At 74.1% G+C, this 18719-nt stretch carries 19 protein-coding genes; 7 read left to right on the top strand and 12 right to left on the bottom strand.

Going from position 1 to position 18719, the window contains the following annotated elements; translation table 11 throughout:
• Positions 1-294 precede the first annotated feature (294 nt).
• Positions 295-1308: a tryptophan--tRNA ligase gene (gene trpS, locus STTU_RS20135; RefSeq protein WP_043255793.1), complete on the bottom strand. Its 1014-nt coding sequence runs from the start codon at positions 1306-1308 to the stop codon at positions 295-297.
• A 94-nt stretch (positions 1309-1402) separates the two neighbouring features.
• Between trpS and STTU_RS20130 the strand changes: the two genes are divergently transcribed.
• From STTU_RS20130 to STTU_RS20120, 3 genes are all read left to right on the top strand, one after another.
• Complete coding sequence (locus tag STTU_RS20130; protein WP_007826222.1) at positions 1403-1798, top strand: hypothetical protein; 396 nt, start codon at positions 1403-1405, stop codon at positions 1796-1798.
• A gap of 85 nt (positions 1799-1883) precedes the next feature.
• Complete coding sequence (rocD, locus tag STTU_RS20125; RefSeq protein ID WP_007826220.1) at positions 1884-3092, top strand: ornithine--oxo-acid transaminase; 1209 nt, start codon at positions 1884-1886, stop codon at positions 3090-3092.
• Between the two features lie 62 nt (positions 3093-3154).
• On the top strand, positions 3155-3916 hold the full coding sequence (locus tag STTU_RS20120) for a DUF899 family protein (RefSeq protein ID WP_007826219.1): 762 nt from the start codon (positions 3155-3157) through the stop codon (positions 3914-3916).
• 4 nt (positions 3917-3920) lie between these two features.
• On the opposite strand, the gene STTU_RS20115 is transcribed toward STTU_RS20120, so the two are convergent.
• The 3 genes from STTU_RS20115 to STTU_RS20105 all read right to left on the bottom strand — a co-directional run bounded on the left by STTU_RS20115 (position 3921) and on the right by STTU_RS20105 (position 7099).
• Positions 3921-5111: a glutathionylspermidine synthase family protein gene (locus tag STTU_RS20115; RefSeq protein ID WP_007826218.1), complete on the bottom strand. Its 1191-nt coding sequence runs from the start codon at positions 5109-5111 to the stop codon at positions 3921-3923.
• 50 nt (positions 5112-5161) lie between these two features.
• Positions 5162-5560 carry a hypothetical protein gene (locus STTU_RS20110; RefSeq protein ID WP_007826217.1) on the bottom strand — a complete coding sequence of 133 codons (399 nt, stop codon included), beginning with the start codon at positions 5558-5560 and terminating at the stop codon, positions 5162-5164.
• A 132-nt stretch (positions 5561-5692) separates the two neighbouring features.
• Positions 5693-7099, bottom strand: coding sequence for a PLP-dependent aminotransferase family protein (locus STTU_RS20105; RefSeq protein ID WP_007826216.1), 1407 nt, complete (start codon positions 7097-7099; stop codon positions 5693-5695).
• Positions 7100-7145: 46 nt separating this feature from the next.
• Between STTU_RS20105 and STTU_RS20100 the strand changes: the two genes are divergently transcribed.
• Together STTU_RS20100 and STTU_RS20095 are read left to right on the top strand one after the other, a co-directional pair.
• Positions 7146-7655, top strand: coding sequence for a carboxymuconolactone decarboxylase family protein (locus tag STTU_RS20100; protein WP_007826214.1), 510 nt, complete (start codon positions 7146-7148; stop codon positions 7653-7655).
• Positions 7656-7848: 193 nt separating this feature from the next.
• Positions 7849-8475 (top strand): hypothetical protein, encoded by a 627-nt coding sequence (locus STTU_RS20095; protein ID WP_234019275.1) that lies wholly within the window; start codon positions 7849-7851, stop codon positions 8473-8475.
• On the opposite strand, the gene STTU_RS20090 is transcribed toward STTU_RS20095, so the two are convergent.
• The 8 genes from STTU_RS20090 to STTU_RS20055 all read right to left on the bottom strand — a co-directional run bounded on the left by STTU_RS20090 (position 8414) and on the right by STTU_RS20055 (position 16532).
• A complete protein-coding gene (locus STTU_RS20090; protein WP_007826206.1) occupies positions 8414-8809 on the bottom strand; it encodes a VOC family protein in 396 nt (131 codons plus the stop codon). The genes STTU_RS20095 and STTU_RS20090 overlap by 62 nt on opposite strands.
• 27 nt (positions 8810-8836) lie before the next feature.
• Complete coding sequence (locus STTU_RS20085; protein WP_007826205.1) at positions 8837-9754, bottom strand: hypothetical protein; 918 nt, start codon at positions 9752-9754, stop codon at positions 8837-8839.
• A 3-nt stretch (positions 9755-9757) separates the two neighbouring features.
• On the bottom strand, positions 9758-10141 hold the full coding sequence (locus STTU_RS20080) for a hypothetical protein (protein WP_043255791.1): 384 nt from the start codon (positions 10139-10141) through the stop codon (positions 9758-9760).
• Positions 10138-11916 (bottom strand): hypothetical protein, encoded by a 1779-nt coding sequence (locus STTU_RS20075; protein ID WP_043255789.1) that lies wholly within the window; start codon positions 11914-11916, stop codon positions 10138-10140. The genes STTU_RS20080 and STTU_RS20075 overlap by 4 nt, the downstream gene beginning before the upstream one ends.
• A 211-nt stretch (positions 11917-12127) precedes the next feature.
• On the bottom strand, positions 12128-13117 hold the full coding sequence (locus STTU_RS20070) for a malate dehydrogenase (protein ID WP_043257564.1): 990 nt from the start codon (positions 13115-13117) through the stop codon (positions 12128-12130).
• Positions 13118-13435: 318 nt separating this feature from the next.
• Positions 13436-14509: a helix-turn-helix domain-containing protein gene (locus STTU_RS20065; RefSeq protein ID WP_007826202.1), complete on the bottom strand. Its 1074-nt coding sequence runs from the start codon at positions 14507-14509 to the stop codon at positions 13436-13438.
• 354 nt (positions 14510-14863) lie between these two features.
• Positions 14864-15490 (bottom strand): DUF3017 domain-containing protein, encoded by a 627-nt coding sequence (locus STTU_RS20060; protein ID WP_007826201.1) that lies wholly within the window; start codon positions 15488-15490, stop codon positions 14864-14866.
• Positions 15491-15677: 187 nt separating this feature from the next.
• Complete coding sequence (locus STTU_RS20055) at positions 15678-16532, bottom strand: bifunctional methylenetetrahydrofolate dehydrogenase/methenyltetrahydrofolate cyclohydrolase (protein ID WP_007826200.1); 855 nt, start codon at positions 16530-16532, stop codon at positions 15678-15680.
• Positions 16533-17326: 794 nt separating this feature from the next.
• On the opposite strand from STTU_RS20055, the gene STTU_RS20050 reads away from it, so the two are divergent.
• Together STTU_RS20050 and STTU_RS20045 are read left to right on the top strand one after the other, a co-directional pair.
• A complete protein-coding gene (locus STTU_RS20050) occupies positions 17327-17716 on the top strand; it encodes a hypothetical protein (protein WP_007826197.1) in 390 nt (129 codons plus the stop codon).
• Between the two features lie 183 nt (positions 17717-17899).
• Complete coding sequence (locus STTU_RS20045; RefSeq protein WP_043255787.1) at positions 17900-18487, top strand: hypothetical protein; 588 nt, start codon at positions 17900-17902, stop codon at positions 18485-18487.
• Positions 18488-18719 lie beyond the last annotated feature (232 nt).

The raw sequence follows: 18719 nt of genomic DNA, 5'->3' as shown, positions 1-18719 counted from the left end.
CCGCCGGTCCGCACCCGCCGCGCGCGCGGCGTGTCCGCTGTGCGCGGTCTGTACGGTCCCGGTCCGGTACGGCAAGTGTCGCGCCCGTACCCGGCACGGCCAAGGCCCCCGGTGTGTGCCTGGTGTCACGCGCCGCCCGTGCGCCGCACGCGCTCCGCGCGCGAGCCCTCGCGCCGCGCTCCCCCGCCGCCCGCGTGCGCGTCCCCGCGCACGGCCGTCCCCGGCCCCGCGCGGCGGCGGGGACCGGGGGGTGAAATGGGGGCGGGCGTCCGGAAAGCGCCGGAAAAACGCAGTTCAGCGCAGCGGGCGCAGGAAGCCGACCTTGTCGTAGGCGGCGGCCAGCGTCGGCGCGGCGACCTCGCGGGCCTTCTCGGCCCCCGAGGCGAGGATCTTGTCGAGCGTGGCCGGGTCGTCGAGGTATTCCAGCGTCCGGTCGCGGAAGGGCGTGACGAAGTCCACGACGACCTCGGCGAGGTCGGTCTTGAGCGCCCCGTACCCCTTGCCCGCGTACTTCTCCTCCAGCGCCTGCACCGTGACCCCGGTGAGGTTGGAGTAGATGCCGAGGAGGTTGCTCACGCCGGGCTTGTTCTCGCGGTCGAAGCGGATCTCGGTCTCCGTGTCGGTCACGGCGCTCTTGATCTTCTTCGCGGTCGCCTTGGGCTCGTCCATGAGGTTGACGAGGCCCTTCGGCGACGCGGCCGACTTGCTCATCTTCGCGGACGGTTCCTGGAGGTCGTAGATCTTCGCCGTCTCCTTGAGGATGTACGCCTCGGGGACGACGAAGGTCTCTCCGTAGCGCGCGTTGAAGCGCTCGGCGAGGTCGCGGGTCAGCTCGACGTGCTGGCGCTGGTCCTCGCCGACCGGGACCTGGTGGGCCTGGTAGAGGAGGATGTCGGCGACCTGGAGGACGGGGTACGTGAAGAGGCCGACCGTCGTGCCCTCGGCGCCCTGCTTCGCGGCCTTGTCCTTGAACTGCGTCATGCGCGACGCCTCGCCGAAGCCGGTGAGGCAGTTCATGATCCAGGCCAGCTCGGCGTGCTCGCGCACATGGCTCTGCACGAACAGCGCGCTGCGCTCGGGGTCGATGCCGGCGGCGAGGAGCTGGGCGGCGGAGAGCCGGGTGTTGGCGCGGAGCGTGTCCGGGTCCTGCGGGACCGTGATGGCGTGCATGTCCACGACCATGTAGAAGGCGTCGTGCGACTCCTGGAGGGCCACCCACTGGCGGACCGCGCCCAGGTAGTTGCCGAGGTGGAACGAGCCCGCGCTGGGCTGGATTCCGGAGAGCACACGAGAACGTTCAGAGGCCATGCGGCCCATTGTCTCAGGTACGGCACGGGAAACGGGAGCAGGTTACGGGGAGCGGGCGCGGGTGGCGGCGGGGCCGCCGGTAACCTCCCGGCCCATGAACGACGAGAACGTCCCCGTGACCGACGACAGCGTCTACGTGGGCAAGGCGGGCAAGGACGCGGCGCTGGACCGCGGCTGGCTCCTGGGCCACTTCAAGCCGGAGGGCGACCCGCGGCACAGCGAGGCCGTGGAGATCAAGTGGGGCGTGCACCCGCCGGGCGACACGCGCGCCACGTGGGTACGGGGCGAGGTCCGCGAGGCGCTGCTCGTCCTGATCAGCGGCCGGTTCAGGGTCGAACTGCCGGGGCGCAGCGTGCTGTTGGAGGAGCAGGGCGACTACGTGGTGTGGGGCAGGGGCGTGGACCACTCGTGGATCGCCGAGGAGGAGTCGGTGGTCCTGACGGTGCGGTGGCCGTCGGTGCCGGGGTACCGGGTCGACCGGGTGGAGTGAATTCCGGCGAAGTTGCGGCGCTCCGCCCCTCCGCGGCGGTACAGAGAGGCGTACCCCGTATCGCCGGACGGACGGAGCCGCACCCATGGCCACCCAGACCGAGCAGCAGATCGCCACCGCCGAGGAACACGGCGCGCACAACTACCACCCGCTCACCGTCGTCGTCTCCTCCGCCGAGGGCGCCTGGATGACCGACATCGAGGGCGTCCGCTATCTCGACATGCTCGCCGGCTACTCGGCGCTCAACTTCGGCCACGGCAACACCCGTCTGCTCGCCGCGGCGAAGGCTCAGCTCGACCGGGTCACGCTCACGTCCCGCGCCTTCCACCACGACCGCTTCGGCGAGTTCTGCACGCGGCTCGCGGCGCTGTGCGGCAAGGAGGCCGTGCTGCCGATGAACACGGGCGCGGAGGCGGTCGAGACGGCGGTGAAGACGGCACGGAAGTGGGGGTACGAGGTCAAGGGCGTCCCCGAGGGCACGGCGAAGATCGTCGTGGCGCGGAACAACTTCCACGGCCGCACGACGACGGTCGTCAGCTTCTCCAGCGACCACGAGGCCCGCCACCACTTCGGCCCGTACACGCCGGGCTTCGACCTCGTCCCGTACGGGGACCTCACCGCGCTGCGCGAGGCGATCACGGACAACACGGTCGCGGTGCTCATCGAGCCCATCCAGGGCGAGGCGGGGGTGCTGGTGCCGCCGGAGGGCTACCTCCCGGCGGTGCGGGAGCTGACGCGGGAGCGCGGGGTGCTGTTCATGGCGGACGAGATCCAGTCGGGCCTCGGGCGCACGGGCCGTACCTTCGCGTGCGAGCACGAGGAGGTCGTCCCGGACGTGTACATCCTCGGCAAGGCGCTCGGCGGCGGGGTCGTGCCGGTCTCGGCCGTCGTCGCCGACTGGGACGTGCTCGGCGTCCTCCGGCCGGGCGAGCACGGCTCGACGTTCGGCGGGAACCCGCTCGCGTGCGCGGTCGCGATCGAGGTGATCGCGCTCCTGGAGAGCGGCGAGTTCCAGGCGCGCGCGGCGCGGCTCGGGGAGCGGATGCACGCGCGGCTCGCGGAACTCGTCGCTGGCGGCGGGGCGGTCAGGGAGGTGCGCGGGCGCGGGCTGTGGGCGGGCGTGGACGTGGACCCGGCGTTCGGCACGGGCCGCGAGCTGTCCGAGAGGCTCATGGACCGCAGGGTCCTCGTGAAGGACACGCACGGCTCGACGATCCGGCTCGCGCCGCCGCTCGTGATCGGCGAGGAGGATCTCGACTGGGGGCTCGACCAGCTCGCGGCGGTGGTCGGCTGAGGGCCGATGAGTTCCGCGCGCCCCGCCGGTCCACCCCTCAGGAACCCCTACGGAGGACACCCATGACGACACCCCCCGCCCGGCCACCGCTCGTGGACATGGAGACGTGGCAGCAGGCCCGCGACGCGCTGCTCGCGCGCGAGAAGGCGTACACCCACGAGGGCGACGCGCTCGCGGCGGAGCGGCGCGGGCTCCCGATGGTCGAGGTCGACGGGAAGGCCGAAGTGGTCGGCGCCGAGGGCCCCGTGCCCTTCGTCGACCTCTTCGCGGGCCGGAACGAACTGCTCACCTACCAGCACATGTGGTACGACGGGGCGCCGCCGCAGGGGCAGTGCGAGGGCTGTACGAACGCGGCCTGGCACCTCCAGGTCGCGACGCCCTACCTGGAGGCGCGCGGCGTCTCCTTCGCGTTCCTCGCCTCCGGGGGCTGGGACGAACTCGGCCCGTTCGCGGACTTCATGGGGTACCGGCAGCCGTGGTACTCGCTGCGCGACTCGGGCGTGCCGCTCGGGGGCGGGATGGGGAACCTGTCGGCGTTCCTGCGCGACGGCGACCGCGTCTTCCTCACGTACACGACGACGGGGCGCGGCAACGAGGCGTTCAGCGGGACGTTCGCGCTGCTCGACCGGACGCCGTACGGGCGCGGCGAGGCGTGGGAGGAGACGCCGGAGGGGTGGCCCGAGGGCCGGGAGCCGTGCTGGTACTGGCGCACGGACGCCGAGGGGACGGCCGGGTGGGGCGAGAGCAGCCGCCCCGTGCCGCAGTGGACGCGGCCCGGGGCGGGGCCGGTGACGACGCTGGGGCGGCAGGGCCACTGCCACTGACCGCCTACAGGATCACGTGCGGCAGGAAGCGCGCGTACTCGTCGGTGACGAGGCCCGAGGACTCGCGGATGCCGAGTCCGGCGGCCTCGTCCCCGACGACCCACGCCCCGAGCACGACCTTGTTCCCGTCGAAGTCGGGGAGCGGGGCGAGAGCCTGGTAGCAGAGCGGGTCCTCGCCCTCGGCACGGGTGCGGGGCGGGGCGCCCGGCTCGTGGAGCGTGACGCCCGCGCCCTCGCGGCCGAAGAGCGGCTTCGCCGCGTACCCGCCCGCCGTGGCGAGTTCGCGCGGCCCGTCGAGGTAGGCGGGGAGCAGGTTCGGGTGGCCGGGGAAGAGCTCCCAGAGGATCGCGAGGAGCGCCTTGTTGGACAGGAGCATCTTCCAGGCGGGCTCGATCCACATCGTGGAGCCCGTGCCGCCGCCGTTGTCCAGCGTCTCCTGGACGTGCGGCGCGAAGCGGTCCCGCGCGAGCCACTCCCAGGGGTAGAGCTTGAAGCAGCTCCGCACGAAGCGGAGTCCGAGGTCGACGAAGCGGCGGGAGAGCGGGTCCCAGCCGATGTCCTCGACGGCGATCGCCTCGGTGTCGAGCCCGGCCTGCGCGGCGGTCTCGCGCAGGTAGGCGACGGTCATGAGGTCCTCGCCGAGGATGTCCGAGACCGAGTGCGCGAAGTGCACGGGTCCGGGCGGGAGGAGCTTCGCCTGGCGGCGCCAGGCGTCGACCAGGCGTTCGTGGAGCGAGTTCCACTGGTCGGCGCCGGGGAAGCGCTCCTCCATCCAGAACCACTGCGGGCTCGCCGCCTCGACGAGCGAGGTCGGCGTGTCCGCGTTGTACTCCAGGAGCTTCGCGGGGCCCGCGCCGTCGTAGCGCAGGTCGAAGCGGCCGTAGAGGGAGGGGAGTTCGGCGCGGCGACGCCAGGACTCGGCGATCAGCTCCGTCTGGCGCGCGTCGGTGAGGCCGAGGTCGGCGAAGCGGTCGTGGGCGACGATGTGCTCCGCCGCCGCGAGGCACAGCTCGTGCAGCTCCTCGACGGTCTCCTCCAGCGCCTCGACCTCGGGCAGCGTGAAGACGTAGTACGCGCTCTCGTCCCAGTAGGGGCGGAACGTGCCGTCGGGGTGCCGGGTCAGCGGGTAGACGAGGCCCTGTTCCTCGACCGTCTCCTGCCAGTTCGGGCGGGGCTCGATGGTGCGGCGTTCCATGGTCAGTACGCGTCCGGTGCTCGTCGGGCTGCGGTGCTCGTCCGGTCCCCTCAGCCCCCGTACCCGCCGCCGTCGTTGTCGTCGTCGTCGCAGCCGAGGCCGCCGCGCTGGATCGCGCTGTCCTGCGAGAAGGTGCCGTAGTCGGCGCGCCCGCGCTCGGCCTCGGAGTCGTAGTACCAGGCGGGGCGGGCGGCCGTGGCGCTCTTCGCGCCCGTCTTGTTCTTCGCCGCCGAACCGCCGCTCGTCGTACGGCAGTTCTTGTCGGCCAGGACCTTGTAGCCGTCGACGGTGTAGCTGTCGCGGTCGACGCAGCGGCGGTCGGGCTCGGAGCCGCAGGCGGAGAGGGCGACGGCGAGCAGGCCCATGCCGCCGAGCACGACGGTGCTGGAGCGCAGCCTGCGGGGCCGCAGGGCCTCGGCGGGCGCGGCTGTCGGGTCGGTCGTGGTCATGGTCTTCCCCCGTGTGTTGCGTGGCGTACGCGCACCTCTGCGGCACCCGTACGCGTGTACCCCGAAATCACCGCACAGCCTAGAAGCGGGGGCGGGTTGGCGCCAGCGTCGTCACGCGGGAGATTCCGCTCCTCAGGGCAGGACCCGGCACAGCGCCTCCAGCGCCGAGGGCCAGGAGTGTTCCGGCGGGGTCGCGTAGCCGACGACCAGGGCGTCCTCCGGGGGGAGTTCGGCGTCCGGGTGGCGGAACTGGCCGAGGCCGGTGAGGGCGAGGCGCTCCCAGGTGGCGGCGCGCAGGACGACGGGCTCGGTGCCGGGCGGCAGGCGCAGGACGGCGTGCAGCCCGGCCGCGATCCCGCTCACGCCGACCTCCGGGGCGCGCGCGGTGACGGCGGCGACGAGGGCGTCCCTGCGGCGCCGGTAGCGCAGCCTCATGGCGCGTACGTGCCGGTCGTAGGCGCCCGAGCGCAGGAACGCCGCGAAGGTGAGCTGGTCCACGACCCCCGGCCCCCACGTCGTGCCGCCCCACTCCGCGTGCGGTGCGAGGGAGCCGGTCGCGAGCGCGGCGGGCAGCACCGCCCACCCGAGCCGCAGCCCGGTCGCGAGGGACTTGCTCGTCGTGCCGAGGTGCACGACCCGCTCGGGGTCGAGCCCCTGCAGGGCCCCCACGGGCTGCCGGTCGTAGCGGAACTCGCCGTCGTAGTCGTCCTCAAGGATCAGCCCGTCGTGCGCCCGCGCCCAGTCCACGAGCGCGGCCCTGCGCTCCGGCAGCAGCGCGCCCCCGGTGGGGAACTGGTGGCTCGGCGTGAGGAGCACCGCGTGGGTGCCGGGCGGCGGGAGGGGGACGGTGCCGTCGGCGTCGAACGGGAGCACGACGACCCGCATCCCGGCCGCGCGCAGAATCCCCCAGTGCACCCACAGCCCGTACGACTCGACGGCGACGGTCCGCACCCCGCGCTCGCGCAGGCGCGGGAGAAGCTGCCGCAGGCCCTCGGTGAACCCGGCCGTGACAAGAATCCGCCCGGGGTCCGCGCGCACGCCCCGGACCCGCGCGAGGTACTCGGCGAGCGCCGTGCGCAGCTCCTCGCGGCCCGTGCCCGGCCAGCCGAACGCGCTCGCCGGGGCCTGCTCGACGGCCTGGCGGGCGGCCTTGAGCCACGCGGCGCGCGGGAAGGCCGTGAGGTCGGGGCTGCCCGAGCGCAGGTCGTGCAGGGGGAGCCCGGCGGCGCGCTCCGGGCGGCGCGCCTTCCGGGGGACGGGCGCGGTACGGGCGGCGACGCGGGTCCCGGAGCCCTGCCGGGCGGTGAGCCAGCCCTCGGCGGTCAGCTCGGCGTAGGCGTCGGCGACGGTGTTGCGCGCGAGCCCGAGGTCGGCGGCGAGCTGACGCGAGGAGGGCAGCCGGGTGCCGGGCGCGAGCCGCCCGCTCCCCACCGCCTCGCGCAGCGCGTCCATGAGCCGGGCCCGCACGGTGCCGCGCGGAGCGCCGGGGCCGGTGTCCAGATGCAGATCGAGGCCCTGATTGGCCCACTCGTTCGCCACGGGAATGGACCATACTCCTGGGCCGCCGTGCTCCTACGGTGGACGCATGACGACGAACGAGAACACCCCCGCCACCACCCGCCTCCCCGAGCACACCCCCCGCCTGAACTTCGCGAAGCTCGTGCCCGAGTTCTACCGCGCGATGATCCGCCTGGAGACCGCCTCGCACGACGGCGTCGAGCCCTCGCTCGCCGAGCTGGTCCGCATCCGCGCCTCGCAGCTCAACCACTGCGCGTACTGCCTCGACATGCACACGAAGGACGCGCTCGCCGCGGGCGAGTCGATCGAGCGGATCATCCAGCTGAGCGCGTGGGAGGAGTCGAAGCACTACTACACGGCGCGCGAGATCGCCGCGATCGAACTGACCGAGGCGGTCACGGTCCTCACCGACGGCTTCGTCCCCGACGAGGTCTGGGAGAAGGCGGCGGCGGTCTTCGACGAGCGCGAACTCGCCCAGCTCGTCGGCGCGATCACGGTCATCAACGCGTGGAACCGGCTGAGCGTGACGTGCCGCAACGTGCCGGGCCACTACACGCCGGGCGACCACGCGGGCTGACGACGGGGGCGGGGCGCGCGCCCCGGGAGCCACCACCGGGGGCCGGACGCGTGCCCCCGGGAGCGGTCCGCGCGGGCCCGGCGGCACGGGGGAGGGCCGGGCCCGCGCGCGGAACGCGGAAGGGGCCCACGCGCGGGACCGCTTGGGCCCCGGAGCTGCCCCGGGGACGGACGCGGGTGGTTCGCTGAGGCGGGTGGACGCTCTCGCGGCGAGTCTGGTGGCGGTCTTCGGCACGGCGCTGGGGGCCGCCCTGACCCACGTCTTCCAGCGCCGGAACGCCCTGCGCGCCGAATCGGTGGCGCGCGAGGAGCGGCTGCGCCAGGAGCGGGTCGCGGCGTTCAGCTCCTTCGCGGGCGCGCTCGCGGACTACCGCAGGGGGCAGCTCGACCACTGGTACGCACGGCGTCGTGAGGAGCCCGGCGCGGAGCAGCTCCGCCGCGAGGCGGCCCGCTTGCGCGCGGTCGCCCTGGAAGCGATGTTCCGCGCCGAACTCCTCACTGATTCCGCCGAGTTGGCCGCGACGGGACGGCGGGCGCTGAAGGAGTCGGACCGCATGGACCTGAGCCGTACCCGCGAGGAGCTGGAGGGCCCCCGCGCCCGCTCGCGGGAGGCGGTCTACGCGTACGTCGCGGCGGCGCGCGGCTGGGTGCCGGGGGCCCAGGGCCTGTCTGACAATTCCCGTCTGCCGCGCGACGCCATACACGCCCTCCCACCGCACGGCCGCCCTCCGGGCGACGACGGGAATTGTCAGACAGCCCCTAGCCCTGCGGGGCCAGGGTGCGGACGACGTCGAACTCGTTGCCCTCGGGGTCGGCCATGACGACCCAGCTCCGGTCCGGGCCCTGGCCCACGTCCGCCCGGGTGGCGCCGAGGGCGATCAGGCGGACCACCTCGTCCTCGGTGGCGCGGTCGACCGGGCTGACGTCCAGGTGGAGCCGGTTCTTGACCGCCTTGCCCTCGGGCACGCGGAGGAACACCAGCGTGGGCGGCATCTGGCGGGCCCGGATCGCCTCGGCGGTCGGCACCCAGGAGCCGATCTCGACCATCCCCTCGCGCCGGTCGATCACCTCGAAGTCCAGGACCGCGCACCAGAACTCCGCGAGCCTCTCCGGGTCGTGGCAGTCGACGGTCAATTCGGTGAACCTGCTGGTCATGCTTCTCCCCAGGGTGTGCGGACGGCGTCAGGCGCTCGGCGGCTCGAAGTGGGCCAAGGCCGTCTCCAGGACCTCGCGCTGCGTCTTCTCGGTCTCGTCGGGGGCCGCCGCGAGGACCGCGTAGCGCTTCCCATCGCTCGCGGTGAAGGCGCGCTCGATGCCGAGGCGGGTGCCGTCCGTCTTCTTGTTGTAGTACGAGTAGACGAGTTCGGCCTCGTCGCCCGCCGGGTTCTCGCGGCCCGGCCGCGTCGGGCCGAGCGTGATCTGCTCGTACCGCTCCGTGCGGGCGCGCAGGTCGTCCGAGGAGGCGGCGAGGGCGTCCTCGGGGGTGACGTCCTCGCCGGTGATCTCGAAGACCTGGAGCAGGCTCAGCTCGTCGGGCGAGGTGTAGTAGACGCTGCCGCTCTTCTCGCTGCGCTCCCAGTCCTCGGGGACGGCGAGCGCGTACCCGGCGGGGTCCTCGGCGGCGACGAAACCCTCGGGGAGCGCGGACGGGTCCCCGGAGGCGTCGTCGGAGGGGTCCGCGGACCCCTCCGAGGGTGCCTCTTCGTACGGGTACGAACGGTACGGGTCGCCCTCCTCGCCCGGGACGGGATCGTCCGTGACGTCCGAGGGCGAGACGGCGACCCCGGCGGGCTTGCGCGCCTCCGCCGCGTCGTCCCCCGTGCCGAGCAGGGACCAGGTGAGCGCCACCGCCCCGGCCGCGACCACGACGGCCGCCGCCAGCGTGAGCGCGCGCCGGTCGCGCCACCGGGGCGTGCCCCCCGCCGGTGACGGCGGCGGCGCGGGGTCCCAGGTGACGGACGGGAGCACGGTGTCGTACGGCGTCGGCCCGGCCCCCCGGCTCGGCGCGACCACGTACGGGGCCACCGCCTGGACCGGCGTGGGCCCGAGCGGGGACTCGCCGTGCTCCCAGCGCTGCGCGGACGCGTTCCAGCGCGGCATGGCTCAGCCCCCCAGGAGCGCGACGAGCGACTCGGCGACGGCGGTGCCCGAGGCGAGCGCGGCGACGAGCGGCCCGGCGACGTCGACGGCGTCGCGCAGCCGCGCGAGCCGGCCGCGCGAGGCGGCGCCCTCCGTGGTGATCTCGCCCTCGACGGCGGCGAGTTCGGTGTCGAGAGCCGCGTTGTCCGGGGTCGCGGTGAAGCGCGCGAGGTCGGCGCGCAGGGCCGTGACGGCAGCGAGGAGCGCGGCCTGCGCCTGGTCGGCGGGCGCGGTCCCGCCCCGTACGTACGAGACCTTGTTCCCGTCACCGATCGCGAAGGCGCTGCCCTCGACGGAACCGATGTGGACGGCGGGCTCGCCCCGGCCCCGGTCCGCTGCCTCTGTCATTTCTTCCTGCCCCCCTGGCCGCTCGTGGTGTGGCTGATCGTGTTGTCGTTACCGATGCCGATCGCGCTGTCCTTGGCGGAGTCGATGTAGACGCCGCCGTTCGCGACGTGGACGATCTTCTGGTCGAACTCGTCGGTGGCCCAGCCCGCTTCGCGCAGGGCCGTGCGCACCCCGCCCGCCACGCGGTCCTGGATCGTCTTGAGGTAGCGGGCGAGGTCCATCTCCTGGAAGAGCGAGAGGTCCTCGTCGGTGCCGAGTTCCCGCACCGCGACCGAGGGGCCCTCGGCGGGGGCACCCCCGTAACCGCCGAGAAGACGAAGGAGTTCGGCGCGGAGCCAGCCGCCGAGCGTGCGCACGGCGTGCCCGAAGGAGGCCGGGGTGTGCACGACCGCCCAGGCCACGTGCCCCACCCCGTTCAGCGCCCGGTGGCGGCGCGCGTCCCGCTCCGCGAGCCGGTAGGCGCGCCGCACGGGCTGGAGGACGTGGGGCGCGAACTCGGCCATGAGCATCCCGCCCTGCGTGTGCACGCGGACGAAGACGGTCACGACGAGTTCCTCGTCCCAGCCGCCGACGCGGATGCGCAGGAAGTGCCGGCGCGCCTCGCCGCCCTCTTCGAGCGCCGCCGCCCGGTGCGCCTCGTACGCCTCCGGCGTGTACGGTGCCGCGTCGCGGAACTCGATGCCGTCGGCGGGCAGGAACACGCACTCGTCCAGGCGCAGTTCGCGCAGCCGGTCGATGACGCTCCCGGCGACCGCCGGGTCCCGGCGCGGCGAGGGGACGCGCAGCGCCTCGACGAGCGGGACGATGCGGCGCAGGATCTCGCCGTTGTCGAGCGGCACGGGCGCGGCCTCGCCCCGCGGGCGCAGCTCGATGGCGAGCGACCAGGTGCGGAACGGGGTGCCGAAGCCGCGGAAGGGCCAGTCCTCCTCGTACATCACGAGCGGCTGGTGCTGTTCGGCGCGGAGCCTGGCCCGCAGGCGTACGAGGCGCTCGCCCGCGCCGGTCTCGGCGGGATCGCCGGAGACGTGGGGGAAGCGGGCCGGTGAGAGCTCCTCGCTCACCACGCGGTCGAACTGCCCGCGCCGCAGCGCGACGCAGGCGACGATGCCGCCGAGCACGAAGAGGGTGAGGACGGCGGAGAGGCGCGCGACGGTGAGGGTCCCGGAGAAGAGGGTGCCGCCGGAGAACGCCGTCCCGCCGAGGAAGGCGGTGAACAGCAGGACGATGACGAGGAGATAGACGAGGTAGAGGCGCGACATCCAGCGCACCCAGAAGGCCACGACCCGGCGGGCGAGGGCGACGCCGGAGTCGAGCGGGCCCGTCCCCCTGATCCACCGGGCGACGACGAGACCCACGCTGCCGAAGAGGGCGACGATGAGGAGTCCGCCGGTGACGACGAGCCCGAGGAGCCACAGGCCGAGGATTCCGGCCGCCCAGGCCACGTCCTGGTTGCGGGCACGGACGGCGTGCGAGAGGACCCGGCCCGCGTCGATGCCGGTCGAGGGCGCGGGGAACCGCTCCTCGTGCACGTACAGCTCGTCGATCACCGCCTCGCGGAAGGCCCGGTCGTGGTGCACGCCGACGCACAGGAGGCGGGTCGCCTCGCTGACGGCGGGCTGGACGGGACCGCGGACGCCGGAGGACGGAGGGGACGCGGGCGCGGGCGGCGGGGCGTCCGGGGGCGGCGGGGAGTCGCTTCCGCGCGGCGAGTCCTTCGCCTGCGGGGGGATCGGCTCGGGCCGCTGGCCCTCTCGCGGGGGTGGCTGCTCGGTCACCTCGGGCCTTCCGGGACGGACGCGGCGCACGCGGGCACAGGGGTGCGCCGGGACACCGTGCGCGACGGAGGCAACACTGTACGGCACACGTCCCCTGCTCGGCGCGGGAAAAAAACGGGCCCGAACCCCCCTGCGGGACAGGGGGGTTCGGGCCCGTTCACGGGAACGGCCGCGCGCGGCGCCCGTGCGTCCCGTGCGGGACCGGAAGGTCTCAGATGAGGCCGAGCGAGCGGACCGCGTCGCGCTCCTCGCCCAGCTCCTTGACCGAGGCGTCGATGCGGCTGCGGGAGAAGTCGTTGATCTCCAGGCCCTGGACGATGGAGTACACGCCGTCCTTCACCGTGACCGGGAAGGAGGAGATGAGACCCTCGGGGACGCCGTAGGAGCCGTCCGAGGGGATGCCCATGGAGGCCCAGTCGCCCTCGGCGGTGCCGTTGACCCACGTGTGCACGTGGTCGATGGCGGCGTTGGCGGCCGAGGCGGCGGAGGAGGCGCCGCGCGCCTCGATGATCGCCGCGCCGCGCTTGGCGACGGTCGGGATGAAGTCCTCGGCGAGCCACTTCTCGTCGGCCACGACCTCGGCGGCGTTCTTGCCGTTGATCTCCGCGTGGAAGATGTCGGGGTACTGCGTCGCGGAGTGGTTGCCCCAGATGGTCAGGCGCTTGATGGCGTCGACCGTGACACCGGCCTTCTTCGCGAGCTGCGTGAGCGCGCGGTTGTGGTCGAGGCGGGTCATCGCGGTGAAGCGCTCGGCCGGTACGTCCGGGGCGGCGGCCTGGGCGATGAGGGCGTTGGTGTTCGCCGGGTTGCCCACGACGAGGACCTTGATGTCGTCGGCGGCGTGGTCGTTGATCGCCTTGCCCTGGGGCTTGAAGATGCCGCCGTTGGCCTCCAGGAGGTCACCGCGCTCCATGCCCTTGGTGCGGGGGCGGGCGCCGACGAGGAGGGCGACGTTGGCGCCGTCGAAGGCGACGTTCGGGTCGTCGCTGATCTCGATGCCCTTGAGCAGCGGGAACGCGCTGTCGTCGAGCTCCATCGCGGTGCCCTCGGCGGCCTTGAGCGCCGGGGTGATCTCCAGAAGTCGCAGGTTCACCGGGACGTCCGGGCCCAGGAGCTGGCCGGAGGCGATGCGGAAGAGCAGCGCGTAGCCGATCTGGCCGGCCGCGCCGGTGACGGTGACATTCACGGGAGTGCGGGTCATGACGATCTCCATCAGACGACTGGCGGTGGGGTTCCCTGCCCCAAGGGGTGGATCTGGGCCCCGACGCCGGATGATCGATCTCTTGGCGTCAAGAGAGATCCGCCGCTCAGGCTATCGCGCCGGTGGGGGGCGCGACCGCAGGGCGGGTGTGGCGGGGCCCACAGGGGCGCGGGCCCGCTCACGGCGAAGGCCGCCGAGCGGTAAGGTGCTGCGGCGGCCTTCGCAGGGAGGGACTCTCCCGTGGGGGGTATGAGCGCGTGTTCCCCGGGTGACGCGGGGTATGCGCGGTCGGCGGGGAGAATTTCCGGGGTACGGGTGTCAGCCCGCGCCCGCCGACGCCCCGGCCGCCGCGTCCGTCCCCGTATCGGCCGCCGTGTCCGTCCCCGCCGCGTTCTCCCCCGAACTCCTCGCCGTGGCGGCGTCCTTGGCCCCCGCGCACCCCTTCGCCCCCGCGCCGACCTCGGCGCAGGCCCGGGTCCTGCCCGGCCCGGGGACGGGGAGCATCCGCGTGTAGGCGTCCCCCGTGTCCTCGACCGTGACCCGCTGGGTGCGCCCGCCCGCCCGTGCGGTCAGCGTGTCCCCCGGGCCCGCCCGCGTGATCCGCGCCCAGGCGGCGCCGCACACCTCGCTGTACCGCACCTCGACGAGCCGGGTGCCGACGGCGGCGCGGTCCGTCGTGCGGGCCAGCTCGCCGCCGCACCCCATCGCCTCCGGGTCCTTGCCCGCGCAGTCCGCCCCCGCGCAGCGCACCCCCTCGGGCAGCTCGGCGGCCCGTACCGAGGCCGAACTCCTGGGCGTCGCCCGCCGGTTCGTGTCGTTGTCGTCGAGCAGGCGCGGTACGAAGACGACAGCGCCGAGCACCAGGAGCGCGCCCGTCACCCCGGCGAGGAGCAGCGTCGCGCGCCGCCGCCCGCGCGAAGGCGGACTTCCCGGTGACCGCCCCGGCGGCCGGGCGCCGGGCGGCACGGTCCCGCCTCGTACCGGCGTTTCCCGCACGGGCTCCTCGCGGACCGGCTCCGCGTACGTGGCCGTCGCGGCGCGCGCCGGGGCGGGCCGCTCGTCGAGCGCCGCGCGCGCCTGCGAGACGCGCACCGCCTCCATCGTCAGGTCGTGGCGCGACTCGGCGCGGCTCCAGGCCCGTTCGGCCAGCTCCCACATCGTCGTCAGATGATGCGGATGGGCGCCCGTCACCTCGGCGAGCGCGAGGACCGCGCCCTTCGGTGCGAGCAGCCTGCCGCCGAGATATCGCTCCCAGGACGTCTTGCTGTAGCCCGTACGGTCCGCGAGCGCCGCGACGCTGAGCCCGGCGCGGTCCACGAGCCGGCGCAACTGGCCGGTGAACTCGCGGATCTGCGGATCGAGCCCTTCGGGCAGCGCCTTCCAACGCGGCATCGTCTCCCCCTCTTTCCCCCTGTGCCCTGCTCTGCCCGCAGGCCGGCCCCGCCCGGACCGGCCCTCGCGGGCCCCGTCCTGGCCTACCCATCAGAACGCCCCCGCCCAGGGGGACAGTTCCACCGAAGGGGGGCGCACGGGAGCATTCGGAACCGGAGGACGCACCGTCGCACGCCGGGCATCGACACGTCCACTCCATCAGGCAGGAACAGGACGCGAAGAAGGAAGAGACCCAAATGCACAGAAGACGCGAGGGAACGCAATATCCGGGCTTCATCCGCGCACAAGTGATCACAGGGGCCACGCGGTGCACGGCGGGGCGGGCGCCCCACGGCGGGGGCGCGCGAGGGCTCGTCAGTCGACGGTGAAGTGGAGGATCTCGTCCAGGAAGGGGATCACGAGCCAGGGGTCGGGCTGGACCATGAGCGCGAGGAAGAAGACGACGAGGCCGAGGACCCCGTACGTGAGCGTGTCCGTGAAGCGCGAGCGCACCGCGAGCATCCCCACCGCGCCCACGGTCCAGCGCAGCACCGCGCCGAGCAGCAGCGCGAGTCCCACGAGCAGCGTGCCGACGCGGAAGGCGCCGAGCCCGGTGACGAGGAGCCCGACGCCCGTGGTCGCGAGGACGCTGATGATCGGCCACTGCCGCGCGGGCGCGGGGGCGTCGGCCGGGGCGGCCCGCCCGCCGCCCTCGGGGCGCGCGGTGTCCCGCGTGATCCCGCTGACCTCGCGCGTCGCCCGCATCGGCTGCCCGTCGGGCCCCGGCGCGCTGACCACCTCGGTCACCACGGGGGTCTCCTCGTCGCCCGGCGCCTCGCCCGCCGCCTCCGGCGCCTCGGGCGCGGTCACGGCGGTCGCCCCGTGCGCCTCGCGCCTCGGCCGCCGCTCGGCGTCGGGCCGCGCGGACTCCGCGCGATCCGTGCGGTCCGGGTGGTCCGTGGCGGACGCGGGGGTGCGGCTCTCGTTCGGCTCTCCGGCCACGGGTGGTGCCTTTCGTCGGCGGGCGGCGATCAGGATGAGGCGGGGCGGCGCTCAGGGGCGGTCAGGGGCGGTACGGGACGGCCGGGCGGTATGCCGGGGCCCGCTCCGTCTCGTACCCGGTACGGAGCGGGCCCCCCGCGCGACGCGCCCCGTGGTGGGCCGGGCGCGGCGCGCGGGAGAACTCCGCTCAGACGACGGCGCGTTCGGCCGCCTCGACGACGTTGACGAGGAGCTGGGCGCGGGTCATCGGGCCGACGCCGCCCGGGTTGGGCGAGAGCCAGCCGGCGACCTCGGCGACGCCGGGGTGCACATCGCCGACGATCTTGCCGTTCTCGTCGCGCGAGACGCCGACGTCGAGCACGGCGGCGCCCGGCTTGACGTCCTCGGGCTTGATGAGGTGCGGGACCCCGGCGGCGGCCACGACGATGTCGGCGCGGCGCAGGTGGGCCGAGAGGTCGCGGGTGCCGGTGTGGCACTGGGTGACGGTCGCGTTCTCCGAGCGGCGCGTCAGGAGCAGCGGCATCGGGCGGCCGATCGTGACGCCGCGGCCCACGACGACGACCTCGGCGCCGTTCAGCTCCACGCCGTGCTGCCGCAGGAGGCGCACGATGCCGTACGGGGTGCAGGGCAGCGGGGCCGGCTCGTTGAGGACGAGGCGGCCGAGGTTCATCGGGTGGAGGCCGTCCGCGTCCTTGTCCGGGTCCATGAGTTCGAGGACGCGGTTCTCGTCGATGCCCTTGGGGAGCGGGAGTTGCACGATGTAGCCGGTGCACGCGGGGTCGGCGTTGAGTTCGCGGACGACGTCCTCGATCTCCTCCTGCGTGGCGCTCGCGGGCAGTTCGCGCTGGATCGACGCGATGCCGACCTGCGCGCAGTCGCGGTGCTTGCCCGCCACGTACTTCTGGCTCCCCGGGTCCTCGCCGACGAGGAGCGTGCCGAGACCGGGCACGATGCCGCGCTCGCGCAGAACCGCGACCCGCTCCTTCAGCTCGGACTTGATCTGTGCCGCGGTGGCCTTGCCGTCGAGAATCTGCGCGCTCATACCGCACATCTTCGCCGATGCGGGGGGCGCGGAACGAATCCGGGTGCCGCTAGGGCCTGTCTGACAATTCCCGTCGTCGCCGGAAGGGCGGCCGTGCGGCTCCTCCAGCCTTCGGCCGGGAGGTGCCCCGGGCGCGTGCTCCCGGTGTGCCGCCCGGGGGCCCTCGTGCCGGACGCGCTCGGGTCCGGGGGCGGGGCCCGAACCGGCTGGACAGCGGGGGCTTCCGTGGCCAGCATGGGGCGCCACGGCGCCGTCCGCCGTACGGGGGAGGGACGGACGGGCGCCGCGCGATGCCGCCTTCGCCTCCCCCGCCCCCCGTCGAGCCGCGCGACCGCGCCGGGCGGGCGGGCAGCGCGCACAGGACGGAGACCGCCGTGACCACGAGCGACGACACGACCCCGGCACCCCCGCACGGAGAGGACGGGGAAGCGAGACGGGCACAGGGCCCGGGGACGCGGAAGGAGCCCCGCCCGGGGGCGGGGCCGGAGCCCGAGGGGGGACCCGGGCAGGGAGCGGCGCGCGTACCCGGGCAGGGGTCGTCCGGACACGTACCCGGGCAGGGGCCCGCCGAGGGTGCCCCGTGGGGCCCGCCGCCCCCGGCACCGCCCCACGCCCCGCCGCCGTACGCCCCGCCCCCGTACGCCCCGCCGCCTCCCGCGTACGGTCACACTCCGCCGTACGGCCAGGCTCCCCCGTACGCCGCTCCCCCGCCCCCGCCCTACGGATACGCCCCCTACGGCTGGGAACCCGGGCGCCCGCCCGGTGCGGTGCCGGGGCGGACCAAGGCGGCCCGTGTGCTGCTCTTCGTGCACGCCGGGATCTACGCCGCGATCGGTCTCCTGGTGCTCGTGCTCGGCCCCACGATCGTCCGCGCGATCGTGCATCACGACGACACGATCTCGCCGCAGGACGGGCGGAACGCGATCTCGACCGTCACGTGGGTCTCGGTGCTCGCCGGGATCGGGCTGATCCTCTTCGCGGCCTGGGGCATCCTCCTGGCGGCCGGTTTCCCCAAGGGCGGTCCCCGCACCCGCGTCGCGGCGATCGTCTGGGCCTCCGTGGCGATCCCGCTGAGCCTCGTCGCCTACATCCTGTGGATGTTCGCGCTCGCCTCGGCGGTCATCATCATCGTCTTCCTCGCGCTCAACGAGTGCGCGGAGTGGTTCCGCAGACCGAGGGAGTGAGGGGCCGCGGGGGGCCGGGGCGCGTCTCACTTGAGCAACACCCTTCGTCAACACCTGGACACCGCATGTCCCCCGCACGAAGGATGGTCACCCTACGCGCGGGCTGTGCCGGGGGACCACGACGCGCTCGTTCCTCCGTCCACGGTGCGCACCGTCCCCGAACGGTCCCCACGGAGGAACCCGATGAGTTACGGCGACCCGAACAACCCCTACGGCCCGCCCGGCGGCCAGCAGCCCGGCAAGCAGCAGGGCAACCCGCCCGGTTACCCGCAGCAGCCCGGCTACGGCTACCCGCAGGCCCCGCCCGTCGACCCCAACGCGCCCTACGGATACGGCTACGGTTACGGCGAGCCGGGCTACCCGGCGGAGATGCCGGGCGGTGTGAAGACCGCGCGCGTGCTCCTCTGGGTCATCGTCGGGCTGTGCCTCATAGGCACCGTCATATACAGCCTCGGCGCCGTCGCCTCGAACGGCGACGACTTCAGCGAATTCGAGTCCTCGCTCAGCGACTCGCAGAACGCCGGCATCGCCTGGGGCATCGCCGTCTTCTCCCTCGCCTGGGCGATCGGCGCCGCCGTCCTGGCCCTCCAGGTGCGGAGCGGTGGCAACGGAGTCCGCGTCACCACGCTCGTCTTCGGCATCGTGACAGCGGTGCTGGGCCTCTTCCCGTTCGTGATCGTCGGCATCCCGCACCTGGTCATGGGTGTCCTGGTGGCCGTCTTCGTCGGCAAGTCCGACGGCGCCGCCTGGTTCAACAGGCCACGCGGCTGAACGGACCGCGGTACCCGCACCAGAGGCGGAATCCCCCCGACGGGTAACGGGGCGATTCCGCCTTTGACGTAGATGTCGCCCGTAGGGGGACAAGGAGGGCCACTCGCGCGAAGCATGACGTCCCCGACGGCAGCGAGGAGACGCGCTTCGAGTCCTCACGAGCCCGCCACGGAGCCCCCGGCGGTACCGGCGTCCACGCGCCACGCGAACGCGGCACCCCCGCGCCCGCCGC

The organism is Streptomyces sp. Tu6071 (assembly GCF_000213055.1).
Taxonomy (GTDB): domain Bacteria; phylum Actinomycetota; class Actinomycetes; order Streptomycetales; family Streptomycetaceae; genus Streptomyces; species Streptomyces evansiae.
Note: the sequence above shows the minus strand (reverse complement) of the source record. Positions and strands in the feature narration are given on the sequence as shown.